Genomic DNA, 26,447 nt, shown 5'->3' on the forward strand with positions numbered 1-26,447 from the left:
TCAGGGGCCGTCGCCCTTCACATTGCCGAATTGAATCTCCGAGGCCGTCCCGCGCATGACGAGCGCCGCGGCAGCGATGGCGACCGTGATCGCAAGCGCGCCGAGGACCCGCGTGGGCTTCATCTGCCACCACATCGCGAGGCCGCTGAGCGCCCACACGATCAGCGTGATGCCGGTGATGTCCGCGAAGAGCGCGAAGAACCAGGCCATGTCCCCGTGAATGGGGAAATGGTGCGTCGTGTGGAGCTTCTCCAGGAGTTCGACGAAGCGGAACTGGCCCGGACCGGCTGGCCGCCCGTCGACGCGGCCCGTGCTGAGGTCGTACACGATGTTCCACGTGCGGGCATTGGCATCACGCACGCGGAAACGTACCTCGGGGTGGACCTTCGGATGCGCCCGCAAAGGTGCCTCCGCGTCGATGCCCAGCTTGGGCAGGAGCTCTTTTACCTGCTCCTGCACGGCCGCCATTTTGTATTCGGGGAGATCGACCGTGGCGCCGGAGAAGGGGGGCGGATCGGATTTCGGCTCCGGGGCATGGGTGGAGACCGTGGCGCCGCCGCCGTCGAGGCTGACGATGAGCACGTGTCGCCCTCCGCTGCGGCTCGGCGCCGCGAGCAGAGGCCAGCCCGAGAAAGAGCGCGGGGCGCCCGAATCGAGCACGTAACCCCCTGAGGATCCGGCATTGAGCTGCGCGACGACCTTCTGCGCGATGTCGTCCGGATTCCAGGGTTTCAATCCGGTGAGCGTGGCGAGCTCCGCCGCGGAGAGGTCCCGTTGTTCGATGTCACGCCCGATCTCGGGATGATTGAAGAGCGCGCCGCTCATCCCGAAGAGGAGCACCCACGGGAACACGAGCAAGCCGAGATACATGTGCAGGCGCCGAACGAATTTCATGACGGCGCCATACCCTCGGCGGCGAGGGTGCTCGGCCCGCGGCGGAGGGGCCTCTTTCGCGGCGTCCGGAGATGTCATTGGATCTTCAGGGCCGAGAAGACGAGGCCGGGCGTGCTCAGCGCGATTTCACCCGGGCCCTTCGACCCGAGCTCGAGGAGCTTCGTGGAGTCCTGGCCCTGGAAGAGCGAGACGAAGCTCCGGTCGCCGAACTGCAGCGGAATGACGCTCCCATTGCTGGGGGCGGCGTCAAGCACCTCGGCCGTCGGGGTGTCCCCGAGCGTCAAGGTCGCCCACTTCCAGGCCGGAGCGCTCGCGAGGACGCGCGGGTGCGTGTCCGCCATGATCGGGAAGGCGCTCTCGTCGAGCACCCGCAAATAGGCCTCGTTGCCCGGGCCGCGGAGCAGGGAGCCGGCGGTTTGTCCGCCAAAGAGCGTGTTGAGCTCGACGTGGAACGCGGTGTCGAACTTCTTCGTCGCCGGGTCGAACCGAAGCATGCAAGGCGGCGCGGCATTGGCCTCGTTCAACCGGTGCACGGCCGAGCCGTAGGCCTCCGTGGCGAGATAAATCTTGCCGTCGGGCCCCTCGATGCCATCCCGCACATAGCCGCAGCGGTCGTCCGTGACGACCGTCGCCTGATCCGTCTTGCCATTCACGACGACGATCGCCGAGCGGCTCGGGACCTCCGGCCCCTTTCGATAGGCGGCGAATGTGATGACGTCGTCACCCAGGCGCAGCGGCGCGGCCGTGAACGTCAAGGTGGTATCTGCGATGACGAGCTCGGCGAGCTTGATGTCCCCGGTGATTGTCATGTCCTTCGGATTCCAGACGATGACCTGGGCCGTAGGCCCATCGAAGAAATACGCCTTCGTCTCGGAGACAAACTGGAATTGGCCGTGGTACTCGCCGATCGTGGCGATTCCCTTGCCCTGGAAGCTCATGGTGGCACCCGACTTCAAGGTGCCATCCGCTTGGAGGTCGTAACGCGTCACGGTCGGGCCGGCGTCGCCCACGATGAACACGGCGCCTCCGTCCTCAGGCCCGACACCGAGAGCACGGCCCGCGATTTCAACGCCGTTGTCGAGCGTGAGCGCGGCGTTGCCCCCGAGCTTGTCGGTCACGAGGATATAACTCGTGTTGTCCCCTCCATTGGCACCGAAGACCTGGGTCGTGAGGGCATACAGGGGGCCGGTCGCGGAACCGCCCCCGCCCCCCTGACCACCGGTGCCGCCGGTGCCGCCGGTGCCGTCGCCGTCACCGCCGCTGCAGGCGGCAAGAGCAGGAAAAGCAAGGGTGATCAGAAGCGCCGTCATTTTCTTCATGGATGTATCTCCTTGGGAAGCAATGGGTGGATCAGAGCTCGACGACGAGCTTGGCGTTCGCCGCTCGCCCCGGCTGCTGGACCCCGAACGAATCGAAGACTTTTTCATCCGTCAGGTTTTGCACCTCGATGGTGCCGCTGACGGAGCCGTCGCCGTGCTTGATGGCGTACGTGAGCGCGAGCGCGTGGACGAGCTGGGAGGGAATGACGATCTTGGAATCGGCAGCCCCGACGCTCTCCCAGCCGCGGAAGTAGGCCTCTACGTAGCGAGCCTGCCACGTGAGCGAGAGGGCATCGCGCGACCGGAGCAAATGGGTCCCTTGCAAGCGGGCGCTCGCGCCGGCGAACAGGTACGGGCGGTTGGGGATGCGATCTCCCTCGAATTTGCCGAATGCGCCCTCGTTCGCCGTGTTGCGAAAGTCCTGCCAGGTGACGTATCCGTCGAGCGCGACCCAATCCCCCGGCGACGTCCAGCCGAGCGCGCCCTCGACGCCGACCGATCGCGCCGAGAGGACGTTCTCGTGCTGAAAATAATTGCCGTTGCTGAGCAGGACGATGAGGTTTTCCGCGAAGCGACCGAAGCCGTTCACGTTGAACCGAAACAGGCCGGCGGCGGTCTCGGCGCGCTCCAGGGTCAGGCCGAGGTTCACGTTGTGGCTCGTCTCCGGTTCGAGGTGCAGGTTCTCGACGATGAGCGCGCCATTGCCAAACACCTCGTCCGGGTTCGGCAAGCGGGTGGCATACTCGTACGATGCCTTGGCGTAGAACGCTTCGGAGAAGCGGAACCGCAGGCTGTCGCCGATCCCCCCACGCTGGGTCGTCCGGTCGAGGTCGCGGAGGGTGCCGTTCGGCAGTTGCTCCTTCGTCCGAGCCATCTGCAGATAGCCCTTGGCGAAGGCGATGTTCGCGAGTTTCCCTGCGAACGGACGCGCTTCGTATTCCACGCCGGCCACGTTGCTCAGGAGCCCTCGCTGCGCGGTGAGCGGGTCGTAGTCGGTCGCGGCAATGGCGTGGTCTTTCCCCGTCCGAACGGCATAGGTGGGCGAGAGCCCGAAACGGAGCGAATGCCAGGGCGCTGGGGTCCAGGCCAGGTTGAAGCGGGCAAAGGCGTTGTGTTGCTGGATGACCTGATCGATCGCGCGGGCCTCGATCTCGCCGCGTTGCGGGAGTTCGAAGACGCAACGGCCGAACCAGTCGTACCGGCACGTGGAGAGATCCTGGAAGGCCGTGTGCGTGTACGTGTACCCGGCGACCGCGTCGAACCGTGTCCTCCGGGAGAAGGGCTGCGCATACCGGAGGTGCGCGCCCCCCGATTGTTTGGCGTAGGTGACCGCGCCATAAGGGACGGACATGAGGGCATTGTGCTGAACGTCCCTTTGGTGCTCGGTATAGAAGGCGCGCAGGAGGAGCCGCTCCGCTCGCGGGCGCCCGACGAGCCCAACCTCGACGCTCCCGCCGCCGGCGCGGTAGCCGTCGTGGAACCGATGAACGCGGGCCGGCGAGAGGCGGCCTTGCGCGTCGAAGACCTCGACGTCGATCGGATAGTCGTTTCGCGTGTAGTCGTAGAATCCATTCACGCGAGCAAAAAAACCGCTGGGCTCGTGCAGATGCCGGGCGCTCAGCGTCCATCGGTACGTCTTGAAGGACCCGACCTGGTAGGACGCCGAGGCGTGCGTGCCGTGGACGTCCGCATCGGTCACGAGGTTCACCGCGCCTCCCAGGGCATCGGCGCCAAAACGCACGGGGACGACGCCGCGGTAAATCTCGATACGCTCGACGAGGTTGACCGGGACATTCGTGATCCCGTGCGCATACCCGGCGAAATCGAGGGGCACGCCGTCGAGGAAAAAGCGGATCTGTTCGCCCGTGAGGCCATTGAGCGAGAGGCGCGCGTTCGATCCAAGCCCGCCGGCCCGGCGCACCCCGACGCCCTCGGAGCGCGCCAGCACCTCGCCGAGGTCCGCGGTGCGCCGCTGCGCTTCTTCGGTCTCGATGACCTGGACGGCCTGCGCGGACCGGCGCAGGCGGTCGACTTCGGAGGCGCCGCGGACCATGACATCGATCGGAGGTTTGGCAGGACCGACCGTGACGGGCGCTGCGGGGGCCGTCGGCGCGGGCGCTGCGGGGGCCGTGGCCGGGGCGGGCCGAGCCTCGGGGGTCGGGGCGGGCTCCGGCGGCAACCTGAATTCGTAGGCGTAGAGGACGATCGCCGCGACGGCCTTGTCTCCGCGGCGAGCCGGCGTGAAACGGAATCGCAGCACCGCTTCTTGGGCGGCCTCGTCAAACCCGTTTCCGGCCGGCTCCACGACCTCGGCTTTCGTGACGTGCCCCGCCGCGTCGATGCGGAGCTTCAGCACCACGCGGCCCTCCCGTCGGGCCGCGCGTGCCTCGTCCGGATAGACCGCCTCGGCTACCTCGATGAGCTCGGGCGGGTGCACCGTGCGCTCGGTCGTCGGGCTCGCCTGCGCAGGCGCCGAGCCACTCGGCTCCGCGTCCTGCGCGAGGGCGGGCGGACAAACCGAGAGGGCGAGGGCCAGGCCCCCGGCCCATCCGGTGCACGAAAAACGACGCGCCCGGGCCATCGGAGATTCAGGACCTCGCGCCGGCCGGGCTGCCCTCGAATGCGCCGCGCTTCGCCATCTCGGCGAGCGCGTCGTGCGCCGCGTCGATGGTGAAATCGATCTGCGCCTGCGTGTGCACGCCCGAGATGAAGCTCACGTCGCGGCGCAGGAGCACGCCGCGGGTCGCCATGGCGCCGACGAACTGCGCCGCGAATTTCGTGTGCGTCGGGAGATCGTCCGCGAAGAGGAAGAACGGAATCGCGTCGTAGCCCACCACGCGCAGCGGCGTCCCGATCTTTTGGGACTTCTCGTTGACGCCTTCCCGAAGCCGCTTGCCGAGGGAGGCGATCCGCTGGATGTAATCGGTATCCCGGTATTCGCCGAGGACCGCCTTGCAGACCTCCAGGGAGAGCATTTCGCCGCCGAACGTCGTCGATACCTGGAGCTCCGCGAGGCGGCTCATCACCTCCCGCGGGCCGGCGATGGCGGAGAGCGGCATGCCCGCCGCGATGCCCTTCGAGAGGCACACGAAATCGGCCGCGATCCCATAAAATTCCTGGGCGCCGCCGAGCGCGAGGCGGAAGCCCGTCACGACCTCGTCGAGCACGAAGAGCACGCCGTGGGCGTGGCAGGTCTCGCGCAAGGTACGCAAGAACTCCGCCGAGACGACACGCTTGTAGGGCAACGAGAGCAGCACGAGCGCGATTTCGGAGCCCTTCTGGGCGATCAGGTCGAGCAGCGGTTGCTCTTCGGCCTCGGCCATGAGCGGCATGCGATAGGTGTAGTCGCGCAGCACCGCCGGCACGCCGGGCGTGTCGAACATGAAGTGATCGTGCCAGCCATTGTAGCCAATGGTGACGACCTTTTCGCGCCCCGTCACGTGGCGGGCGAGCCGGATCGCAGCCGAGGTCGCGTCCGCTCCGGTCTTGAAGAAGCGGGCCATCTCCGCGCCGGGGATCAAATCGACCAGCGCGCGCGTGGCCGTGACCTCGATCTCCGTCGGCAACGAATGCAGCACGCCGTTCCCGAGCGGCTCGCGAATGGCGCGGACGACGGCCGGGTGGTTGTGCCCCAGCGTGTTCGCCCCGAGGCCGCAGATGAAATCGATGTACTCGTTGCCATCGACGTCGCGCACGAGCGCGCCCTCGCCGGTCTCGAGGTACACCGGGAATGAGCCGAGCGCGTACATCTCCGGCCGCTTCATGAGCGACTGGGTGACGCCGGGGATCAGCCGGCGCGCATCGGCGAGCAGCGCATTCGAGCGATCGAGCTTCAATTCCCCGACGATGGGGCGCGGGAGACCCAGCTCCCGACTGCCTTCGTCTACACCAAGCTTCCGTGAGGTCATGCGAGATTTCCTTTGGTTCGGGTGGAGCGTCGCTTCAGGCGCGGCCCTCTCGCCGGCTCGACGGGCGCGGCAGTTTGCCGGTCTCGACGCAATGATCCAGGTAACGAAACACGAGCGAACGATCGATGGCGGGGCAATCGATTCCGCTGCCGGACAGGCCACGAAGCACGTTGTCACTCCGCACGCGCCCCAGGCCGAAGGCTTGTGGCTGCTCTCCGGGATCTGCCTGGAGATCGAAGAAGGCGAGCGTGGCGCTTTCGGCGGCGCCGGCGCCGCTCTCCAGGCGAGCGCGGAAGGCCGGGACGGAGCAGGTCTCGACAACATACCCATACTCGCGAACCCAGCGGAACACGTCCTTCAACCGGACGTCGGGCGCGGGGGCCAGGTTGTACACCGCGGCGCGCGATGGCCCGGTGAGGGAGAGCTCCACGATCGCGCGTGCCACATAATCGACGGGGGTCCACGTCTCGGAGACGTCGAGGTCGGGCAAGGTCGCCTTGGGGATGCCGGCGAGGAGGAGGCGGAAGACGAGATCCTGCTCGTTGACGATCCCCGTTTCGGGAGCGCCGACGACGCGGCCGAGGCGATACACGGCGACCGGCAATCCGCGCTCGCCCGCTTGTTCTGCGAGGCGCTCGGCGATCCATTTGCTCTGCTTGTAGCCGTCGCTCAGCTCTGGATGTGCCGGGACGAACGCCTCGTGGACCTCGGGGTTTTTCGCGATCGACGGTGCCACGGCCAGCGTCGAGACGTGGTGCACGGGCTTGGGGCGCGCCGTCGCGGCGAGGCGCAAGACCTCGTGGGTCCCGAGGACGTTCACCGCGCGCATGCTGCGATAATCACGAACGAGGCTGACGATCGCGGCGTCGTGGTAGATCGCGTCGGACTCCGTGGCCAGGCGATTCCACGTCTCCTCTCCGAGCCCGAGGCGGGGCAAGGCGAGATCCGCGGGCACGGCCACGACCCGATCCTCGAAATGCGCCGTCGGCAGGTGTTGTTTTTCCAAGGCGGTGCGGAGCCGATCCGCCGCTTGTGTCTCGTCCGCGGCGCGCACGAGACAAACCACGCGGGCTGCGGTCCGCTGCAAGAGCGCATGCAAGAGGTGCACCCCGACGAACCCTGTCGCGCCCGTCAATACGACCTGGCGGGTCGACGAAAGCACGGTCGCGCGCGCGAGCGAGGGAGGGACGATGTCCTCCGGGAGGACGGCGTCGGCGAGCATGGCATCCGTGAGCCCCGCGGAGGCCTTCGTGATGCCTCCGGCTTGCTCGAGGGCGCGCGAGAGCTCCGCGATCGTCGGGTGTCGAAACACCATCGCGACGGGGATCTCGCGCCCGAGCGTGATGCCGAGGCGCGTGGCGACCTGAATGGTTTGCAGGGACTGTCCGCCGCGCTCGAAGAAATCATCTTCCACGGAGAGGTCGCAAACCCCGAGGATTTGCTCCCATACGCCCATCACGATCTTTTCGAGGTCCGTCGTCGGGACGTCCGACGCGGCGGTGCGGGTGGCGCCCGCGTCTCGCAGCGCGGCTCGGTCGATTTTGCCCGTGCTGGTCCGCGGCAATCGATCCGTGAAGAGGAATGCCGAAGGAACGGAGGCGGAGGCCAACGCCGATTGCGCGTGCTGGCGGAGCGCGGCCGGGGAGGGCAGGGGAGCATCGGCCACGATGTGCGCGGTCAGGCGCTTGATGCCCCCGGGCAGGACGGATCCGACCACCGCGACCTCGCGCACGCCGGGGAAACGAAGCAAGACGGTCTCGATTTCGCCTGGATCGACGCGGTGCCCGCTGATCTTGAGCTCCTCGTCGACGCGGCCGACGAACACGAGCTGGCCGTTCTCATTTTGCCGGACGAGGTCCCCGGTGCGGTAAGCGCGCGGCGGATCGGGCAGGTGTTCGAGGGTCGGGAATCGCGCGGCGGTGAGCTCCGGCTGCCCGAGATACCCCGTGGCCAGCCCTCCGCCCATCAGATACAGCTCCCCCACGGCGCCTCGCGCGACGAGCCTTCCATCCGCGTCGAGGACGGCCGCGCGGACGCCGGGCAATGGGGTGCCGATCGGGACTTCCTCGTCGCTCCCGGCCGCAGATTCTCCGCCGGACAGCGTGGCGAACGTGGCCACGACGGTCGCTTCCGTGGGGCCATACGTATTGAACAACTGGACCGTGGGGCCGACGGCGCGACGAAAACGCGCGACGTGCTCCGGGAGCGCAGCTTCCCCGCCGATGATGACGATGCGGACGCTGGGGGGAAGGGACGCCGCGCCGGTCGAGAGGCTGTAGGCGACCTCGTGCCAGAAGGCCGTGGGCAGGTCGAGCACGGTAATGGCGTGCTCGGCGCAAGCGTCGAGCAGCCGGAGGACCGATTGCAACATCGCTTCCGTGCGCAAGACCAGCGTGGCGCCCAGGCACAAGCTCCCGAAGATTTCCTCGACGCTCGCGTCGAATTGCAGCGGCGCGAATTGAAGCACCCGATCGTCGCGGCGAAACCCATACCCGGTCGTCGCGCCGGCCACGAAATGCGAGAGGGCCGCGCGGCTGATCACGACGCCCTTCGGCCGGCCGGTCGAGCCGGAGGTGTAAATCACGTACGCCGGATGCTCGGCCCCTCCACGAATCGGCGCCTCGGGCAGGTCGGAGGGGATCTCCTCGTCCGCCCGCACGATCGGAGCCGTCGTCGCCTGCTTTGCTTGCTCGGCGTATTCCGCATTCGTGACGAGCACCGCGGGGCTGGCGTCGGCGAGGATGGCCGCCGTCCTGCTGCTCGGCCCTTTGGGATCGAGTGGCAGGTATCCCGCGCCGGAGAACAACGTGGCGAGAATGGCTGTGATGGCCTCCATGCTGCGGGGAAGCATCAAGGCGACGAGCGTGCCCGGTCCGGCGCCGAGCGCCACGAGGCGAGCCGAGAGCCGACGGGCCGCGAGAACGAGCTCGCCATACGTCATTCGCCGCCCTTCGTGTTCAAGGGCCACGGCGGCGGGCTCGGCGAGCGCGTGTTCGAGGATTTGCTCGACGATGTCACGCGGCGGGGCGTTCAGCGGCCCGCCGTCGAGGATCTCGCCGGGGCGCGAATCTGCCGTGGAGGACGAAGGCGCCGCGGCTCCGTGGATCGTGAATTCGGCGATCGGCTGCGCGGGAGTGGACAAGGCCGCTTCGAGGAAATGCAGGAATCGACGCTGATGCGCCGCAAGCTCTTCGGCGGTGTAACAATCCGGATTGGCGTCGAAATCGAGGCGGGGCCCGCGCCCGTCCGACCGCGCGTACACGTTCATCGCGATGTCTTCGACCGGCCCGGCGGAGATGTTGTGCGCGATGGCGCGGTGGCCGGCGAAGCGCAGGTCGTAATCGAACGGCATGATGTTCACGACCGGTCCGAACAACCGTCGAGCCCCGCCGATCAGCTTGAGGTCCCGGCGAAGCTGCTCGTAGCGGTAGCGCAGATGGGGCCGGATCGCGCGCATCTCGTCGGCGACCGTCTTGACGAGCGCAGACAGGCTCGTTCCTTTCGCGACAGGGACGCGCAGCGGCACGATGTTCATCACCATGCTCGGGATACGCAGGGAGACGGAGCCCAGGCGGCCCATGACGGGGAGGCCGAGGACGAGCTCCGGCGCGCCGGTCATGGCATGGGTATAGGCCGCTAGTGCGGCGACGATCACGTCGGGCCAGCTCGCGCTCGTGCTGCGCGCCACCGCCTGCATTCGCTCCATCGTGGCGGGGGAGAGCGAAGTGGTGTTTCGCAATGCGCTGCGCGAAGCCATGGCGGAACGAACGCCGAGGCTGACCGGCGCGGGGCGATCGGCGAACCGCTGCATCCAGAAGGCGCGGTCGCGCTCGTAGGCGGGGGAGGCGCGGTAGCCGAGGTCTTCCTCGACGACCCGCAGGAGCGAGCCGAACGGCGCACCGGTATTGGTGCGGCCTTCGATCCGGGCGGTATAAAGCTCCGCCACGCGCCGCGCGATGAGCGAGAATCCAAAACCGTCGAGCGCGATGTGGTGGGCCCGCTGGTACCAGTAGGTGCGGTCCGGGCCGGCGGTGAAAAGGGCCTCCGTGAAGAGCGGCCCGCGGCGGAGATCCACGGTCGTTCCGAGGTCCGCCCGCATCCATGCGTCCACGAGAGTCCACGGATCGGCCTCGCAAGCGACGTCGATCCGGTGCAGGGGCCAATCCAGGGAAGGCGCAAGGAGCTGTCGGGGTCCGTCCTCGGCCACGAAAAGGCGCATGTGCAGCGCCTCGGCCTCCGTGACCGCCTGCCGCAGGGAGGCCTCGAAGACGGCCGGATCCACGGGTCCGCCAATCTCGATGCATTCGCCGGCGTTGTAGATCGGGAGCGTCGGGTCGAGCTCCTGGCCCAACCAGATGCCGTGCTGCGCTGCCGAGAGAGGCCAGCGCGCATTCGAGGGCTCAGGCATTACGCGCCCCTCCCGCGAGCAGCCGCGCGACGATGGGCCCGCAAGGGAGTCGGGTTTGACCGGCTCGTTCGAACATGTTGGCTTGGACACTTCCTTGACGCGAACTGACCCAACATTTGTTGAAAATGAAGTTCAAAGTCAAGTCCATTCTCGTGGCTTCTGTGGTAGGTGGGACACGACGGGGCGAAGTGTGATTCGCGCAACGTCGTGTTGTGCCAAAGGGAGTGGGAGGAGAGTGCGCTGGAGCACGTGAGGCCCGGCGCGGGGGGATGCGGGGTAGGGCGGGTCGGCGGCGGGGAGGCCGCCAGGCGGGATGCGGCGCGCGGGGGGAGCGGCGACGTCGTCGCGGCGCGTTACTGGAAGCTCGCCTGGAGGCTGAACGGACCGCCCTTGCTCGGCGGAATCGTGTCGACGACGACGGTCACCTCGTGCCCCGCGACGAGAGGCACCGCGACATCCTCGACGCTGTTCGGGGGCCAGCCCCAGTTCGAGCACCCGAGGAGCGTGCCCTCGGTCGCCGCCGCGCAGCCGTCGATCACGTAGAGGGCGTAGTTCGCGTTCGTCTCGTCGATGTGCAGCGTCAGCGTCCCGTCCTTCGGCGCGACGTAGCGGTACATGACCTCGCCGCCGGTGACGTAAGTGCAGGACTCGTTGGCGTTGTTGAGGTTCGGCGCGCTCGTCGTGTCGCCGACGTTGGGCGACGACGTGGAGAGCGTCGCGAGGCCTCCGCAGGTCGTGGGCCAGTCAGGGCTGAGGCAATCGGCCGAGCAGAAGCCTTCGCCCTGCACCGTGTTGCCGTCGTCGCAAGCCTCGGGGCCGACCGCGACGCCGTCGCCGCAGACCGCCGGCGTGAACGCCGCTCGCAACGTGAAGGGCCCTTCGTCCTTCATCGTGTTGCCACGCACGACGATCATCACGGGGCCGCTCGGCGTCGTTGCGAAGTCGAAGTCGAGCTCCTCGGGGGTGTTCGCGGTGCTCTTGCAAGCGAGCTCGCTGCCGCTCGGATCGGCGCAGTCGCCGAGCACGAGCAGGTCGAGGTCCTCCGCCGACGTGAGGCTGAGCGAGAGCCGGCCCGGTCCCGGCACGTCGAAGGTGAACGTCTTCGAGGGCACGACGATGTAGAGCTCGCAGCTCCCGCCGTAACCCGTGGGCGCGCCTGCCGTCGTGCTCTGGATGTCGACGTCGAGCGTGAGCGGCTCGGCGACCTTGCAGAGGACGTCGAACTCGGCGTTGTTGCAGTCGCCCGAGCAGCCATCCCCCGACGTGGTGTTGCCGTCGTCGCAGATCTCGTTGAGCGGGTCGAGCACGCCGTCGCCGCAGACGGGGATCGTCCAGCAGAGGCCGACGTTCGGGTTCGAGAACATGCTCGCGCAGTACTCGCCCGCGGGGCATTCATTGAGGTCCGTGCGGCAGATGCGCTCGCAATGCTCGATCGGCTCTTCGGGGTAGAGGCTCAGGCAGATGCCGCGGAACGCCTCACCGTCGGAGGCGCAACCGCGATACGGCACCCAGCTCGGCTGGCACGCGCCGTCGATGGGCGCCGGATCGCCGCTCTCGGGCGCGAGGCAGACGTTCGACATGCCGCAGACGCGGCCTTCGGGGCAGCCGGGGTCGGCCGTGAGGTACGAGCAGGTCTTCTCGCACGCGGCGGGCACGCCCGCGCACAGGCTGCCGACCTCGCAGCCCGTCGAGATGTCGGGCTCGCTGCACGCCTCGCCGGGCGCGCCGTTGCCCGTCGGCCGGCAGACGCCGTAGTACTGCACCGGGTCGGTCGCGATGCACTCTTCGCCGGTGGGGCAGGCGCCCGAGGCGAAGGGCGTGCACGCCTTGTAACAAGCCCCGATCGAGTTCTCGGCGGGCACCTGCGCCATGCACTGCTCGCCCTCGGGGCACATGACGTCGAACGTGAAGAGGCACTCGTACGGCGCGCATGTGCTCGTCTTGGGCGAGCAGACCTGGCGCGTGGTGTTGCCGCAGTCCTCGGCTTTCTCGCAGGGGATGCCGTCGACGGGCGTCGTGTCGAACGACCAGGAGGGGATCACGAAGCAGCCGCCGCCCGGCACGGCTTCCCACGTCCCGTCTTCCTTGCGTGCGACCTCGGAGAGCGTGACGTCGGTGATTTTACCGGCCGCGATGCTGCGATCGTCGGGATCAAGCTTCGTGAGCTCGATCTTGCCGCTCGTCTGGAAATACGTGCGCGTCGGGATCTCGGTGGAGTCCGGCGTGATCACCGTGACGCAGTGCTGGCAGCTGCCGAAGTGGTCGTTCGGCGCCGCCGCGAGATCGAAGCTTCCCGGCACGAGCGGAGGCAGCCCCGGGGTGATCCACTCGTCGTAGATCTCGAGGACGGCGAGCGTCTGGTACGCGTCGTCGGCCGTGGGCGAGACGTTCGCCTGGACGGAGAAGTAGGCGTCGGTGAAGCGGTAGATCTGCGTGCGCGAGACGTCGAGCGTGATGCAGCCGCCGCCTCCGCCCTGTCCGCCGGCGCCGCCCGAGCCGCCGGAGCCGCCGGAGCCGCCGGAGCCCGGTGAGGGGGGCACGTCGTCGGCGCAACCCGCGAGGAGCGCCATCGTACAGCCGAACGTGGCGAAAATAAGCTTGCGAATCATGGTGATGACCTCGTCGTTAAGCGTGCGCAGGAACCATGGCGCCGGCGCTCGCGGGGCCGCGTTGAAAGTTTGTTGAAAGGCGGGCGCGCCGGCCGAAATCAGCTCAAGACGACCGGGTACTCGGGGGAGAGGAGGTACCCCCCGGCCTTCTGCTGGATCACGCCCTGCAGGCCCAAGCGGCGCAACGTCGCCACGGCGGCGTAGACGCGTTCGGCGGCCGCGGAGGTGAGGATGCGCTCGCCGGGCCATCCCGCCTCGACGAGCGCCGCGACCGAGGCGGCCTCGCCCGGGCGCTCCTCCCGATGCCGCGCGAGGGCGCGCAGCACGCCGCGGATCGCCTTGCGTCGTTCGAGCGGGATGGATGCATCGCTCCCGGGCGCGCGGAACCAGCTCCCGTCGCGCGCGAGGAGGAGCGGAGGCGTGGTGTGGGGCGCGGGGACCGGGCTCCGCAGACGAAGGGCGAGGCGCACCTCCGAGCACGTTGCGAACGCGGCGGGCGGATCCTCGCCGAGCAGCACGCGCACCGCCGCGAGGAACATCGGCTTGGGGTAGGCGGAGAGCGAAGCTTCGGCGCGCCGGTAGAGCGTCGCCGCGTCGCCCGTCGCGCCCCGCCGTGCGGCGACCACGCCTTGGGCCGCGAGCACGACGCCCTCGTATTCGCCGCAGTTTTCACGCGCGAGCGGCAACGCAGCGCGCAGGTGCTTTGCGGCGGCGGAGAGCTCGCCCGCTTCGATGAGCGCGGTCGCGAACTGGTACAAGGCGACGGCCTGGGCGCGCCGCACCCCCGCGGCGTCGAGGCGGGCCACGGCGTCGGAGTACAACGTGAGCGCGCCGGTGAGATCGCCCCTCTCTTGCTTGCAGCGCGCGAGGTACGAGAGCGAGATCCCCTCCCAGTGCGGCGAGCCGATGCGTGTGAGGGCTTCGAGCGCATCGCCGAGGAGGCGCTCCGCTTCGTCGAAGTCGCCCGCGGCGAGCAGGATCACCCCGAGCGCGAGGCGCGACGTCCCGGAAGTGCTCTCGTCGCCGGCGCGATCGGACTCCGTGATGCACTGACGAAAGAGCGGGATGGAGCGGTCGTACTCGTCGGTCCCGCCGAAGCTGTTCGCGAGCATCGCGAGCAAGCGCGGGCGGAGTTTCGGCTCGGCGCACGCTTCGAGCGCGCGCTCGAAAAAGGCGCGCGCGCGTCCCCAGTCCCCGAGGCCCGCCAGCGTGTTGCCGAGCCCCGCGAACGACTCGGCGAGCAACGCGCGGTCGCCGGTCGACTCGCCGATCGCGCGCGCCCGATCCAGATCGGCCGTCGACTCCGGCATCCGGCCGAGGAAGCGGCGGACCGTCCCGCGCGAAAGGAGCGCGCGCCCCACGAGGAGAGGCGGCGCACCTTCGGCGTCGTCGTCGCCCAGCGCGCCGCCGAGCAGCTCCTCGACGGTGATGTATGGCAGCCCGGACGCGGGCGCGGCGAGCACGAGCGCCGCGCGGAGCGTGAGGTCGGCACCCAGCAGCCCTCGCCGATGGACGATCGTGGCCAGGTTCTCCCGCTCGCGTTCGAGGGCGCGGCGCGCGCCTGCGTCGGCAGAACCGACGAGCCGCTCGCCAAGGCCCACGTAGTAGCGAGCATGCCGCTCGGCCGCGCGCGCCGCTCCGCCTTCCCGGCGCGCGAGCTCGCTCTCGGCGAACTCGCGGATGCAGATCAGAAGGTCGTAGCGGCGCTCGTTCGGATCCTGATCGACCGTCAGCATCGACTGGTCGAGCAGCGATTCGAGCAGATCGAGCGGCCACGATTCGCCTTCCTCGCCGAGCACGGCGTCGGCGGCGTCGAGCGAAAAACCGCCGCGGAACACGGAGCTTGCGAGGAACGCGTCCTGCTCCGGTGGTGCGAGCATCACGAACGACATCTCGATGCTCTCGCGGAGGTTCGCCCGGGTGATCGTCCCGTCGGGCCGCCGGAGCATGCGGAAGCGCTGCGAGAGGCGCGCGAGCACTTGCTTGGGCGCGAGCATGCGGAAGCGCGACGCTGCGAGCTCGAGCGCGAGGGGCAGGCCATCGAGCTCGCGGGCGAGCTCTTCGAGGGTCGCGCGATCCTCCTGCGGATCGAACGCATCGCGCACGAAGGCAGCAGCGCGCGTCACGAGCAGCTCCGCCGCTTCGGACCAGGGCTCGCCCGGGCGCCGCTCGGTCGAAAGCGGCGCGAGGCTGATCGTCGTCGCGGGCGCACCGGCGAGGCGCCGCCTCGATGTGACGAGCACGCGCGCCCCCGGGCGTTCGAACCACGCCGCGAGCGCCGCGTCGGCCGACGCGGGGAGCTGCTCGAAGTTGTCGAGTACGAGCAGCAGGGCGTCCTCCGCCAAGACCTGCTCGCGCACGCGCCGCGCGAGCTCATCCGGGGAGATGTCGAGCGGCACGGGCACGCCGAGGCAACGCGCCACCTGGAACAGGAACGCGCTGAGCGAGGCGGCTTCCGTCAGGTCGCAGAACCGAAGCGCGGAGAGGGGCGGCGTCCGCCGCGCGAACTCCGTGGCGAGCCGTGTCTTGCCGACGCCCGGCGGCCCGATGAGCTCGACGAGGCGCCCGCGCGTGAACGCATCCGCGATTTTTTGAAGCGCGTGCTCGCGTCCGACGAATCGGCTGGGGCCTCCGTCCCGAGGTGATTGCGTCTTGCCGGGCCGCGGCGGCATCTGAATCCGATCGTAGCGCGAACGGTCGTGGACGTCCCTGGCCGAAGCCATCCCGAGCCGGCGAACGCGAGCGCCTACGGGGTAGGGGCTTCGGTGGCGAGCCGCGCACGCTCCAGCGCCGCCTCGGGGAGGCTGGGACGAGCTCCCTGCGCCTCCTCGACCCTTTTCGCGTCCCTCAATGCGCGAGCAACCACTGCGAAAGCGGCTCCCACGCGAGCGTGGGCGCGTCGTCGGCGTAAAGCAGGTCGGCGTGGCCGAAGTCCTCGGGCTCGTTTTCGACCGGGAGGCGACGCACGACATGCGTGGTGACGTCGGTGGAGCCGACGACCGTGGTGGTGTAAAGGCCGTGATCGCCGAAGCCGCCCGCGGCGCCGAGGTAGAAGAGCGGGACCGTGATATCGGCGAGGTGGTCGCCGAGCGGCAGGGGCGCCTCGCCGCACCAGAGGGCATCCCGATCGGCGCTCTCGACGAGCGCCTGGTGGGGCGGCGAATGCGCGAGCCAGTCGTTGATCAGCGCCTCGGACGCATACTGGAGATCGGTCGGCGCGCCGTCCGTGAAGGCACCGGCGATGAGGTGGTATTTGGGTTTGGGCTCGTAAAACTGGTACGTCTGCGTCACGAAACCCAGCATCACCTCACGGTTCGTATAGCCGTCGTAGAACGGCGACGGGTCCGCGGGGGCGGAGGCGGCGAGCTCGCCGAGGGGCTGGAAGAAGGCGCTGTTGTCGCTGTCCACCTCGCCCTGCGCAACCAGATCGCGCTCCTGTGCAGCATTGTCGCAGGCCACTTGCTTGCTGGCCGTGTCCTCGGGGGCCACCTTTGCATAGATGTCGATGGGGACGATCCCCTTGACTTGCCGTTGCTCCGGCTGCTTTTGCGTCTCCTCGGCGGCATGGAGGTACGTGATCTGCGCGCCACTGCTGAATCCGCCCAGGAACATGAGGCCCTGCCCCGCGCCGGTCAGGCTGCGAATCGTACGTGCGAAGAGCAGCGCGCGCCCCGTGTCGGAGACCGCCTGCACCACGCCCATGTCGGCGAAATCGGAGAAATCGGCGCCCTCCTTCGGCGCCGTGGTCCACCGCCGATCGAGGCCCCACACGTCGATCCCGCGCTCGGCCAGGTAGACGGCCAGCCCGTGATCGGGCTGCGCCGCGGAGCTCGTCAGCGAGGGCGCGAAGTTCGTGGTGAAGGTCGCGAAATCGCCGTGCAGGAGCAGGATCGCGCGGGCCGCGGGGCGCGCCCGCCAGGGTGCGTCCTCGCGCACGATCCGGTGCACGCGGACGCGCGCATTGGCCGTGTCCCCCACCTTCACGAGAAAGCTGTAATGATACACATCGCCGGCGACCTGTTCTCGCACCAATTCGGCCACCTGCGCCGTGATCGCCGATGCCGACGTCTCCGCGGCGTCCTGCAGCGTCTCTTCGTCGTTTTGCGCCGGCGCTGCCGTTTCCGTTGTGCACCCACTGGAAGCGAGCGCCAACAAGCCCAGCACGACGGGAGCATGCTTCATCTTCATCCTTCGTCTCCTTGCTCGATGCGCCAAGCACACGACGTGCCAAGAGATTTCGGAAGCATTGAAAGGATTTCGCCGTCGGCCGCGCTGGCCAGATCGCGCAACCTTGCGCAAGCTGCACGTGGTTGCTCAATTCGCGCAGCGATATCCCAGGCGTGCGGGACATCTTTGCGCCGTTGCCTACAAGCTCGGACACACGGCGCGGAAACGATGCTATCCTCGGCCGCATGCACGTACGCTCCCTCGATCACCTCGTCCTCACGGTCCGCGACATGGACCGCACCCTTGCCTTCTATACCGAAATCCTCGGCATGGAACCCATCACCTTCGGCGCCGGCCGCAAGGCGCTCCGGTTCGGAAACCAGAAAATCAACCTCCATGCTGCGGACAAGCCCATCGACAAGAACGTACGTCACGCGACCCCGGGCTCGGCCGACCTGTGCTTCTTGATCGAGGGCACGCTGGACGAGGCCATCGCGCACCTGCGGGACAAGGGCGTGCCGATCCTCGAGGGGCGCGGGCGACGCACCGGCGCCGTGGCGCCGATCGAATCGGTGTACGTGTACGATCCGGACGAGAACCTGATCGAGCTCGCCGTCGAGGTGAGGGAGGAGATCTCCGGATGAACCCTGCGCGCCCCGTGCAGATTCGCCACCTCCGGCCGTCCGATTATCGCGTGATGCCCTGGAAAAACGGCCTCGGCACCACGACCGAGATCGCCGTCGAGCCGCCTGGAGCTGGGCTCGACGATTTTGCCTGGCGATTGAGCATCGCCGATCTGGCGGCCTCGGGGCCGTTCTCCACGTTCCCGGGTATCGAGCGGATCCTCCTCCAGACCGAGGGCGCGCCCATGGAGCTGGTGCACGAGGGGCGAGGCCGGCGGAGGCTCGTGCTTTTGGCCCCCTATCGTTTCGACGGCGCATGGCCGACGCACGGCGAGCTCGGTGGGACGCCCGCGCGTGATTTCAACGTCATGGCGCGACGTGCGCTCGTCCGCCCGAGCGCAGCCGTGCATTCGCTTGCCCGCGGCTCGATCGTCCACCTCTGCCTGGCGGCGGAGACGCAGATCCTTCATGTATTCCGCGGCAGGGTCGCCATTCGTGTCGACGGCTCCGACACGGCCACCGATCTCCTCGGGGCGGAGACGCTGATCGTGAATGGTCAGGCGGAGATCGCGGTCGCCGCCGACGTGGACGAGGCGGTGGTGTTCGTCGTGGCGCTCGACGGCGCCCGTTCTTGAGCGAGCGGGAAATCGTGGCGATTCCCGCTTGACAGGCCAACTGAATTTCATTCCCATCCTGCCATGGCTCACGGGATCACCGCCGGCGCGCTCGTTCTCGTCGGGGCGTCGATGTTCGCGTGCACGGAAAAGGGTCCCTCCTCGGCCACGGGCGGCGCCGGGGGTGTGGGCGGCGTCGGAAACGGCGGCGCGGGCGGGACCGCGGGGGCCGGGGGAACGGCAGGCGCCGGGGGAACGGCAGGCGCTGGCGGAACCGCAGGCGCCGGCGGCGCTGCGGGTGCAGGCGGAGCAAGTCCGGGGGACGTGCTCGTACATGCAGATTTCCAGCAGCGCGAGCCGGGTGTGTACAGCGAGGACATGGTGGCGGGCGATTTCGTCGGGGCGCCGACCTGGAACAATGGGCTCGACGAGGGGCGCGCGAGCATCGTCGACGAGGCGGGCAATCGATTCCTGCGGGTCACGTATCCGGCGGGCGAGGTGGGCCCGGCTCATGGCGGCGTGCAGTTCAAGGTGCCGCTCGGGCAGACGTATCAGGAGCTTTTCCTCTCCTATCGTGTCCGGTTCGGCGCCGGATTCGCCTTCGTGAAGGGCGGCAAGCTCCCGGGGCTCGTCGGTGGTTCGGCCCCCACGGGCTGCGTCGAGGACACGACCGGCTTCTCGGCGCGGATGATGTGGCGCAGCGGGGGAGCGGCGGTCCAGTACATGTACTTCCCCGAGAAGATCAATGACTGCGGCGACGATTACGCGTACATGTCCGGCGGGAGCGCGGTTTCTTTCGAGCCGGGGACCTGGCACACGGTGGAACACCGGCTGGTGATGAACACGCCCGGCGAGCACGACGGCGTCCTCGAGGCCTGGTTCGACAAGCAGCCCGTCCTCGGCGAGCAGGCCTTCCTCTTCCGCCTCGCAGGCGCCACGTACGGCATCGACGCGCTGTACTTCTCGACCTTCTTCGGCGGCAGCGACGCGAGCTGGGCGCCTCCGTCCGCGCAGACCGTCGATTACGACGATTTCATCCTCTCCACGGGCCCCATCACGCACTGAGGGCCCTGGTTTCGCCGGCCGAACGGGAGGGCACGTGCTGTCGCTGATAGGGATCGCCGTGGTGGTCTTGGGCTTCATGGCCCGCCTCAACCCGCTGCTCGTGGTGACGGCGGCCGCCCTCGTGACCGGGCTGGCCGGCGGCATGGGACCCGTCGAGGTCGTGGCGACCTTCGGCAAAGCCTTCAAAGAAAACCGATATGTGAGCGTGGTATGGGTCGTGCTCCCCGTGATCGGGCTGCTCGAACGGGCCGGATTGCAGGAGCGAGCCAAGACCCTGATCGGCGGAATCCACGCGGCCACCACCGGCCGACTGCTCCTGCTTTATTTCGTTTTTCGCCAGATCACCGCGGCGCTGGGCCTGACCTCGCTCGGCGGCCACGCGCAGATGGTGCGCCCCTTGATCGCCCCCATGGCCGAGGCGGCGGCTGAGAGTCACCACGGGCCGCTCCCCGAGGAGGCCCGCCAGACCGTACGGGCCCACGCCGCCGCAGCCGATAACATCGCGCTGTTTTTCGGCGAGGACATCTTCATCGCGATCGCCTCGATCCTCCTGATCAAGGGTTTCCTCGCGCAAAACGGGATCCTCGTCGAACCGCTCCAGCTCTCCGTATGGGCCATTCCCACGGCGATCTGCGCCTTGTTGATCCATGGCACGCAGATGATGCTGTTCGACCGACATCTGGCCCGCAGGATCGCCGAGGGCCGCCGATGATCGGGCTCGAGGTCCTCTACGTCGTCGCCGGCGTCTTTTTCGTGGCCATCGCGGGCTTGAGCGCGCGCGACAAGACGAATCCGAAGCGCTGGAAGAACACCACGTTCTGGGGGCTCTTTGCGGTGAGCTTCCTGTTCGGCTCGCACCTGCCGGATGTGGTCAACGGCCTCGTCGTCCTCGCCATGGTGCTCACGGCGGGCGTCTTTGGCCTCGGCCGCGGCGCTCCGGCCACGACCGGGCCCGAGGAGCGCCGTGCGAGCGCGGCCCGGCTGGGGAGCAGGCTGTTTTTGCCAGCGCTCGCGATTCCCTTCACGGCGCTCACCGGCACGTTCCTGTTCAAGCGGCCGCAGCTCGCCGGGATCGTCGATCCCAAGCAGGCGACCCTGGTCTCGCTGATCCTGGGCGTCTTCGTCGCGCTGGCCATGGCCATGCCGATGCTCGGGGCGCGGCCGAACGTCCCGATGCAGGAGGGACGCCGATTGCTCGACACCGTCGGCTGGGCCGCCATTCTGCCGCAGATGCTCGCCGCCCTGGGCGCGGTCTTCGCGGCGGCCGGCGTCGGGACCGCCATCGGAAAGCTCGCCTCGGCCTGGTTGCCTGCCGGCAGCGAATTCGCCGCGGTGGCGGCGTATACGTTCGGCATGGCGATCTTCACCATGATCATGGGGAATGCCTTCGCCGCCTTTCCGGTGATGACCGCGGGCATCGGCTTGCCGCTCATCGTCCAGCGCTTCGGCGGCAATCCCGCGATCATGGGCGCCGTGGGCATGCTCTCGGGGTTCTGCGGGACCTTGATGACGCCCATGGCCGCGAATTTCAACATCGTGCCCGCGGCTCTGCTGGAGCTGTCCGACCGAAATGCGGTCATCAAGGCGCAGATCCCCACGGCCCTCCTCCTCCTCCTCGCCAATACGGTCCTGATGTATGTCCTCGTCTTCCGCTCCTGAGCTCACCCCGGAGCTGGCCGCGAAATTCGCGCGGCTCGCCCTGGGCCACGTCACCCGGCCCTATCCGTACAAGCTCGACCATGTGATGGCCGGCGACGAGGATGTCCTGCCGCCGCGGGTCTTGCATCCGATCTTCCACGGCAGCTTCGACTGGCATTCCTGCGTCCACGGCTACTGGCTGCTCGCCCGCCTCTTGCGGCGATTCCCGGACATGGCCCCGGCGGCCGAGATTCGTGCCCTCTTCGATCGCATGATGACGCCGGAGAACGTCGCGGGAGAGCTCGCCTATCTCGCCCGCCCGCAGAGCGCGGGGTTCGAGCGGCCTTATGGCTGGGCGTGGATGTTGATGCTGGGCGCGGAGCTCGAACGCCATGAGGGCGCCTCCCCTCGTGACGCCCTCCGTCCCCTGGCGCGCGCCTTTGCCGAGCGGTTCAAGGCCTTCCTGCCGAAGGCCACCTATCCGATCCGCGCCGGCACGCATTTCAATACGGCCTTCGCCCTGGGGCTCGCCTCCGTGTATGCCGAGGCCGTGAATGACCTCGCATTGGCCCGGCGGATCGAGACCACCGCCCGGGGATGGTACCTCGCCGACGCCGACGCCCCGGCCTGGGAGCCGAGCGGCGACGACTTCCTGTCCCCCACGCTCGTCGAAGCCGAATGCCTCCGCCGCCTGCTCCCCGTGACCGAATTCCGGCCATGGTTCGCACGTTTCCTGCCCCGAGCGGCCGACCGAATGCCCGAGAGCCTCTTCACGCCGGCCACCGTGAGCGACCGCAGCGACGGCAAAATCGCCCACCTCGACGGCCTCAACCTGAGCCGCGCCTGGTGCTTCCGCTCGATTGCGGGCGCCCTCGCGGCGGACGACCCGGCCCGCGCCGTCGTGTTATCGGCGGCCGACGAGCACCTCGCCGCGGGGCTCGCCCACGTGGCCGGCGATTACATGGGCGAGCATTGGCTGGCCACCTTCGCCCTGCTGGCGCTCGAGGCAGGAGCCGCGCCCCTGTAGCTTCGAGAGGCTCAATCGAACTCCGGGTAGCTCGGCTGCGCCCCGAGCGACACGCCGAATCCGAGCTGCATGAAGATGCCGGGAAGGTAGCTCGTGGACCCCATGACGCTCAGCTCCGGCTGGAGCGCGACGAAGTTCGACAGGCGAAACTGCGCACCGAGCCCTCCTTGCACCGTCATTCCAGAGAGCGTTTCGTCGCATTCCGGCTCCCAGCACCATTCGTCGTATTCCTGATCGTACACGAAGCCGCCGAGGCCCCCGTGCAGGTAGATCGACGTTGCCTTCGACACGTTGAACCCCAGCGAGATCGGCACCGCGCCCCGGGTAAAGAACTCGGTATCCCATGAATGGTACCCCGGCAGGACGCCGAACTCGAACCCTGGAGAGACCGCCATGTCCACCCATTTCGTGCGCAGAAAGTTCACCTTGACGTCCGCGCCGATCACGGTCCCGCTGACCGTCAGCCCGAAATCCACGCGCTCCGCGAGCCCCGCGCGCAGCAGATAACGGAGACCCCCGGCGGCGGGCATGAGCCTGCCGTCGTCCTCGAAGGCCCCGTACGCGTCGAGCGCGATCGTATGCGACGTCTTTCCTTTCGGCACCGTGCGCGGCGTCGCGTAATGATTCGCGTTGCAGCCGAGGGTCGCGATCGCCGTGATGAATCCAAGGACCCAGGAAGCCAAGCGTGTCTTCGACATGAGGAGGCGCTGCCTTTGCAGCGCCCATGCCAAACACGGACCGTCCTTGACTTGCAGGGCGTTCAACGACGCGCGCGGCCCCCTCCCGGGCATGCAACCTTCGGCGCGCAGATCCGGGGTGTGGCACCCCTTTCACGCTGTTGCGCGTCCGCCTCGCTTTTTCGCCGCCCGCTTCGGCTTCGGCGCGTCCGCCCGCACGACGAGCTCCGGCGCCCACGCCACCACCGCGTCGATGAAGGCCCGCACCTGCGGCGGCACGAACTCCCGCTCCGGATACACCACCGCGATGTGCGACTCCGCCTGAATCGCGCCCGGGAGCACGTGCACGAGGGCGCCGCTTTCGAGGTGTGGCTGCACCATGACCTGCGGCAAAAGCGCAATCCCGAGGCCTTCGAGCGCGGCGTCGCAGAGCAGATGAATGTCATTCGTGAAGAGCGCGCCCTCGACCTGGAACTTGCCGCCCGAGAAGGGCCATTGCGTCTGCGGCAACTCCCCTCGGACGAAGCCCATGAGGCAGCGGTGGTGGCGGAGGTCGCGGCGCGTGCGTGGCGTGCCGTGGGCCTCGAGGTAGGCGGGCGAGGCGACCGCGAGGACGGGGTGACGCGCAAGCCTCCGGGCGACGAGCCCGGGCTCGAGGTCGATGCTGGCGCGGAGCGCGACGTCGTAGCCGCCGCGCTGGAGGTCGACGTGCTGGGTCGTGCTGTGGATGTGGAGGCGGACCTCGGGGTAACGCCGCGCGAAGTCGCAGATCATCGCGCCGAAGCTGGTCCCGTTCATCGGCGGCACCGACACGCGCAGCTCGCCGCGGACGGCGTCGTCGGTCTTGCGCACGCACGCCTCGGCGTGGTGGACGGCTTCGAGCACGATGCGCGCGTGACGGTGGAGCGCTTCGCCCGCGTCGGTGAGGGCGAGGCTGCGCGTGGTGCGGCGGAGCAGGCGCACCCCGAGCCGCTCCTCCAGCCGCGCGAGCCGGCGGCTGATGGTGGCGCGGGGGACGCCGAGTTCGACGGCGGCGCGCGAGAGCGATCGCGCCTCTACGGTCTTCGCGAAGGCGAGCAGCTCGGAGGTCTCGAGGGGGGCGTCCATCTGGATCAGATCCTGGCAGGTGCTTCCAATTGTTGATGCATTGTTACAGGCGCGCGCAGGCCTGACAATGCTCCTTCATGAACGACAAGGCACGAACGATCGGCTACTGGGTCGCGACGGGTCTCCTCGGCTTCGCGTTCGCCGCGGGCGGCCTCGGGGATCTCTCCCGCTCCCCCGAGGTCATGGAAGGCATGACGCACCTCGGCTACCCGGCCTATTTCGCCACCATCCTCGGCGTGTGGAAAGTGCTCGGCGCCGTCGCCCTGCTCGTCCCGCGTTTCCCTCGCCTCAAGGAGTGGGCGTACGCCGGCATCATCTTCGATCTCACGGGCGCCGCCGTCTCCCACGCCGCCAGCGGCGACCCGACCGGCAAGGTGATCACGCCGCTCGTCCTCGTCGCCATCGCCGCCGCCTCGTGGGCGTTGCGCCCCGAGAGCCGCAAGCTGGCGAGCGAACCGAAGCGCGAGGCCGAGGCCCGCATCGCCAAACCCGCGCTCGCGACCTGAAGGAACGTATCCCTCCACCTCCCACCCCACGAGCCGCCATGAACGACCCTGTCCTCCAGCAAATCTTCGTCGAGGCCCGCACCCACAACGGCTGGTTGTCCGAGCCCGTCGACGACGCGACCCTGCACAGCCTCTACGAGGCCCTGCGCCTCGGACCGACCGCGGCCAACAGCGTGCCGGCGCGGATCGTCTTCGTGAAGAGCCCCGAGGCGAAGGAGCGCCTGCGTCCCTGCCTCGCCCCGCTCAACGTCGAGAAAACCATGGGCGCGCCCGCCACCGCGATCATCGCCTATGACACGCGCTTTCACGAGAAGATGCCGAAGCTCTTCCCGGCGCGCCCGACGATGGGCGAGGCCCTCGCCGCGATGCCGCCGGAGCAGCGCGACTTCTTCTTGCTCCAGAATGCCTCGCTCCAGGCCGGTTATCTGATCCTGGCGGCCCGCGCGCTCGGGCTCGACTGCGGGCCGATGGCCGGCTTCGACCGCGACAAGGTCGACGCGGCGTTTTTTGCCGACCTGCCGTGGAAATCGATCCTCCTCGTCAACCTCGGCCATGGCGATCCGACGAAGCTCTACCCGCGCAACCCCCGCCTCGATTTCGACGAGGCCTGCCGCATCGAGTAGCCGGGTCCGGCGCCCGCGTTGACGAAGGTCCAGAGGCCGTCGAAGACCATCGGGTGCAGCCGGCAAAGGCCACAGGCGAGCTCCTCGAATTGTTCCTGTGCGGCGACGTCATGACCGGGCGAGGCATCGATCAGGCGCTGCCGCACCCGAGCGAGCCGACCCTTTACGAGCCGTACATACGGGACGCCAGGGACTACGTCGCGATGGCGGAGGACACGAACGGCCCGATCCAGCGGCCGTTCGGATTCTCCTACATCTGGGGAGACGCCCTCGCCGCGCTCGAACGAGCGGCCCCCGCGGCGCGGATCATCAACCTGGAGACCAGCGTCACGCGCAGCGACGCGTATTGGCCGGACAAGGGCATCAATTACCGGATGCACCCGGCCAACACCCCTTGCCTCACGGCCGCGGGGATCGACGTCTGCGTCCTCGCGAACAACCACGTGCTCGATTACAGCGCCTCGGGGCTCCTCGAAACCCTGACGACGCTGAAGCAGGCGGGTCTGAAGATCGCGGGCGCGGGGGAAACCCTGGGCGAGGCGCGCGCGCCCGCGGTCCTCCCGCTCCCCGGAGGCGGCAGGCTCCTCGTCTTCGCCTTCGGGACGGGGTCGAGCGGCATTCCCGCGAGCTGGTCCGCGACCGACGATGCCCCCGGCATCGATCGGCTCGCGGACCTGTCGGACGCGACCACGCTCCAGATCCAGGAGAGGGTACGCCGCGTCAAACGGCCAGGCGACGTCGTCGTTGCCTCCATCCATTGGGGGAGCAACTGGGGGTACGAGGTCCCGGAGGAGCATGTCCGTTTCGCGCATTCGCTCCTCGATGGCGGCGTCGACCTCATCCACGGGCACTCCTCCCACCACCCGCGGCCCATCGAGGTCTACAAGAACAAGCTCATCCTTTATGGCTGCGGTGATTTCCTCAACGACTACGAGGGAATCAGGGGCCACGTGTCCTTTCGGGGGGATCTGGTCCTCATGTACTTTCCCGTCGTGGACCCGTCCACGGGCGAGCTCGCGCGCCTCCGCATGACGCCGATGCAGATCCGACGCTTCCGGCTGCGCCGGGCCAGCCGGAGCGATGCCGTGTGGCTGCGGGAGACCCTCCATCGGATCTGCCGGGGCTTCGGCGCGCAGGTGGACCTCGACGAGGGGGGAGACCTCGTCCTCCGTGGATTTAATCGGCTTTAACGTGCGGGGCCGACGCCGTACGGCCACCCTCGGCGGGCCTGCTCGATCGGGGTGGGCGAACGGAGGAGGCAT

Annotated in this window: 19 protein-coding genes; 9 read left to right on the top strand and 10 right to left on the bottom strand. The window is 68.5% G+C overall.

Translation table 11 applies throughout. From position 1 onward, the window contains the following. The 8 genes from POL67_RS04605 to POL67_RS04640 all read right to left on the bottom strand — a co-directional run bounded on the left by POL67_RS04605 (nt 1) and on the right by POL67_RS04640 (nt 17,326). Nucleotides 1-972 (bottom strand): PepSY domain-containing protein, encoded by a 972-nt coding sequence (locus POL67_RS04605; protein WP_271915814.1) that lies wholly within the window; start codon nt 970-972, stop codon nt 1-3. Beyond that, nucleotides 969-2,213, bottom strand: a complete 1,245-nt coding sequence (locus POL67_RS04610) for a DUF4374 domain-containing protein (RefSeq protein ID WP_271915815.1) — start codon at nt 2,211-2,213, stop codon at nt 969-971. Before POL67_RS04610 ends, POL67_RS04605 begins: the two co-directional genes overlap by 4 nt. A gap of 31 nt (nt 2,214-2,244) precedes the next feature. Then, nucleotides 2,245-4,794, bottom strand: coding sequence for a TonB-dependent siderophore myxochelin receptor MxcH (mxcH, locus tag POL67_RS04615; RefSeq protein ID WP_271915816.1), 2,550 nt, complete (start codon nt 4,792-4,794; stop codon nt 2,245-2,247). Nucleotides 4,795-4,801: 7 nt separating this feature from the next. Beyond that, on the bottom strand, nt 4,802-6,121 hold the full coding sequence (locus tag POL67_RS04620; RefSeq protein WP_271915817.1) for an aspartate aminotransferase family protein: 1,320 nt from the start codon (nt 6,119-6,121) through the stop codon (nt 4,802-4,804). Between the two features lie 34 nt (nt 6,122-6,155). Beyond that, nucleotides 6,156-10,529, bottom strand: a complete 4,374-nt coding sequence (gene mxcG, locus POL67_RS04625; RefSeq protein ID WP_271915818.1) for a myxochelin non-ribosomal peptide synthetase MxcG — start codon at nt 10,527-10,529, stop codon at nt 6,156-6,158. Nucleotides 10,530-10,882: 353 nt separating this feature from the next. Then, complete coding sequence (locus POL67_RS04630) at nt 10,883-13,138, bottom strand: DUF4215 domain-containing protein (RefSeq protein ID WP_271915819.1); 2,256 nt, start codon at nt 13,136-13,138, stop codon at nt 10,883-10,885. A 98-nt stretch (nt 13,139-13,236) separates the two neighbouring features. Further along, nucleotides 13,237-15,810, bottom strand: coding sequence for an ATP-binding protein (locus tag POL67_RS04635; RefSeq protein WP_271915820.1), 2,574 nt, complete (start codon nt 15,808-15,810; stop codon nt 13,237-13,239). Between the two features lie 175 nt (nt 15,811-15,985). Next, nucleotides 15,986-17,326: an alpha/beta fold hydrolase gene (locus POL67_RS04640; protein WP_271915821.1), complete on the bottom strand. Its 1,341-nt coding sequence runs from the start codon at nt 17,324-17,326 to the stop codon at nt 15,986-15,988. Nucleotides 17,327-17,550: 224 nt separating this feature from the next. Between POL67_RS04640 and POL67_RS04645 the strand changes: the two genes are divergently transcribed. The 6 genes from POL67_RS04645 to POL67_RS04670 all read left to right on the top strand — a co-directional run bounded on the left by POL67_RS04645 (nt 17,551) and on the right by POL67_RS04670 (nt 22,272). After that, nucleotides 17,551-17,949 carry a VOC family protein gene (locus tag POL67_RS04645; protein ID WP_271915822.1) on the top strand — a complete coding sequence of 133 codons (399 nt, stop codon included), beginning with the start codon at nt 17,551-17,553 and terminating at the stop codon, nt 17,947-17,949. Next, the gene (locus tag POL67_RS04650) at nt 17,946-18,563 is read left to right on the top strand and encodes a HutD/Ves family protein (protein ID WP_271915823.1); all 618 of its coding nucleotides are present in this window, start codon (nt 17,946-17,948) and stop codon (nt 18,561-18,563) included. The genes POL67_RS04645 and POL67_RS04650 overlap by 4 nt, the downstream gene beginning before the upstream one ends. A 63-nt stretch (nt 18,564-18,626) precedes the next feature. Beyond that, nucleotides 18,627-19,607: a polysaccharide lyase gene (locus POL67_RS04655; protein ID WP_271915824.1), complete on the top strand. Its 981-nt coding sequence runs from the start codon at nt 18,627-18,629 to the stop codon at nt 19,605-19,607. 34 nt (nt 19,608-19,641) lie between these two features. Next, entirely contained in the window at nt 19,642-20,319 is a 678-nt protein-coding gene (locus POL67_RS04660) for a DUF969 domain-containing protein (RefSeq protein WP_271915825.1), read from the top strand. Next, nucleotides 20,316-21,266, top strand: a complete 951-nt coding sequence (locus tag POL67_RS04665) for a DUF979 domain-containing protein (protein ID WP_271915826.1) — start codon at nt 20,316-20,318, stop codon at nt 21,264-21,266. The genes POL67_RS04660 and POL67_RS04665 overlap by 4 nt, the downstream gene beginning before the upstream one ends. Continuing rightward, nucleotides 21,244-22,272: a DUF2891 domain-containing protein gene (locus POL67_RS04670; protein WP_271915827.1), complete on the top strand. Its 1,029-nt coding sequence runs from the start codon at nt 21,244-21,246 to the stop codon at nt 22,270-22,272. The genes POL67_RS04665 and POL67_RS04670 overlap by 23 nt, the downstream gene beginning before the upstream one ends. Nucleotides 22,273-22,283: 11 nt before the next feature. Here the strand turns inward: POL67_RS04670 and POL67_RS04675 are convergent, their stop codons facing one another. Beyond that, entirely contained in the window at nt 22,284-22,970 is a 687-nt protein-coding gene (locus POL67_RS04675) for a hypothetical protein (RefSeq protein WP_271915828.1), read from the bottom strand. A 132-nt stretch (nt 22,971-23,102) separates the two neighbouring features. Beyond that, nucleotides 23,103-24,056, bottom strand: a complete 954-nt coding sequence (locus tag POL67_RS04680) for a LysR family transcriptional regulator (RefSeq protein ID WP_271915829.1) — start codon at nt 24,054-24,056, stop codon at nt 23,103-23,105. A gap of 77 nt (nt 24,057-24,133) precedes the next feature. Between POL67_RS04680 and POL67_RS04685 the strand changes: the two genes are divergently transcribed. The 3 genes from POL67_RS04685 to POL67_RS04695 are packed head-to-tail and all read left to right on the top strand — an operon-like array spanning nt 24,134 to nt 26,375. Next, a complete protein-coding gene (locus tag POL67_RS04685) occupies nt 24,134-24,562 on the top strand; it encodes a DoxX family protein (RefSeq protein WP_271915830.1) in 429 nt (142 codons plus the stop codon). Between the two features lie 38 nt (nt 24,563-24,600). Further along, entirely contained in the window at nt 24,601-25,185 is a 585-nt protein-coding gene (locus tag POL67_RS04690) for a malonic semialdehyde reductase (protein WP_271915831.1), read from the top strand. A 53-nt stretch (nt 25,186-25,238) separates the two neighbouring features. After that, the gene (locus POL67_RS04695) at nt 25,239-26,375 is read left to right on the top strand and encodes a CapA family protein (protein ID WP_271915832.1); all 1,137 of its coding nucleotides are present in this window, start codon (nt 25,239-25,241) and stop codon (nt 26,373-26,375) included. Nucleotides 26,376-26,447 lie beyond the last annotated feature (72 nt).

The organism is Polyangium mundeleinium (assembly GCF_028369105.1).
Lineage (GTDB): Bacteria > Myxococcota_A > Polyangia > Polyangiales > Polyangiaceae > Polyangium > Polyangium mundeleinium.

Coding starts and splice junctions, on each gene's coding strand:
- POL67_RS04605 (WP_271915814.1), bottom strand. CDS start 972: ATGACATCTCCGGACGCCGCGAAAGAGGCCCCTCCGCCGCGGGCCGAG.
- POL67_RS04610 (WP_271915815.1), bottom strand. CDS start 2,213: ATGAAGAAAATGACGGCGCTTCTGATCACCCTTGCTTTTCCTGCTCTT.
- mxcH (WP_271915816.1), bottom strand. CDS start 4,794: ATGGCCCGGGCGCGTCGTTTTTCGTGCACCGGATGGGCCGGGGGCCTG.
- POL67_RS04620 (WP_271915817.1), bottom strand. CDS start 6,121: ATGACCTCACGGAAGCTTGGTGTAGACGAAGGCAGTCGGGAGCTGGGT.
- mxcG (WP_271915818.1), bottom strand. CDS start 10,529: ATGCCTGAGCCCTCGAATGCGCGCTGGCCTCTCTCGGCAGCGCAGCAC.
- POL67_RS04630 (WP_271915819.1), bottom strand. CDS start 13,138: ATGATTCGCAAGCTTATTTTCGCCACGTTCGGCTGTACGATGGCGCTC.
- POL67_RS04635 (WP_271915820.1), bottom strand. CDS start 15,810: ATGCCGCCGCGGCCCGGCAAGACGCAATCACCTCGGGACGGAGGCCCC.
- POL67_RS04640 (WP_271915821.1), bottom strand. CDS start 17,326: ATGAAGATGAAGCATGCTCCCGTCGTGCTGGGCTTGTTGGCGCTCGCT.
- POL67_RS04645 (WP_271915822.1), top strand. CDS start 17,551: ATGCACGTACGCTCCCTCGATCACCTCGTCCTCACGGTCCGCGACATG.
- POL67_RS04650 (WP_271915823.1), top strand. CDS start 17,946: ATGAACCCTGCGCGCCCCGTGCAGATTCGCCACCTCCGGCCGTCCGAT.
- POL67_RS04655 (WP_271915824.1), top strand. CDS start 18,627: ATGGCTCACGGGATCACCGCCGGCGCGCTCGTTCTCGTCGGGGCGTCG.
- POL67_RS04665 (WP_271915826.1), top strand. CDS start 20,316: ATGATCGGGCTCGAGGTCCTCTACGTCGTCGCCGGCGTCTTTTTCGTG.
- POL67_RS04670 (WP_271915827.1), top strand. CDS start 21,244: ATGTCCTCGTCTTCCGCTCCTGAGCTCACCCCGGAGCTGGCCGCGAAA.
- POL67_RS04675 (WP_271915828.1), bottom strand. CDS start 22,970: ATGTCGAAGACACGCTTGGCTTCCTGGGTCCTTGGATTCATCACGGCG.
- POL67_RS04680 (WP_271915829.1), bottom strand. CDS start 24,056: ATGGACGCCCCCCTCGAGACCTCCGAGCTGCTCGCCTTCGCGAAGACC.
- POL67_RS04685 (WP_271915830.1), top strand. CDS start 24,134: ATGAACGACAAGGCACGAACGATCGGCTACTGGGTCGCGACGGGTCTC.
- POL67_RS04690 (WP_271915831.1), top strand. CDS start 24,601: ATGAACGACCCTGTCCTCCAGCAAATCTTCGTCGAGGCCCGCACCCAC.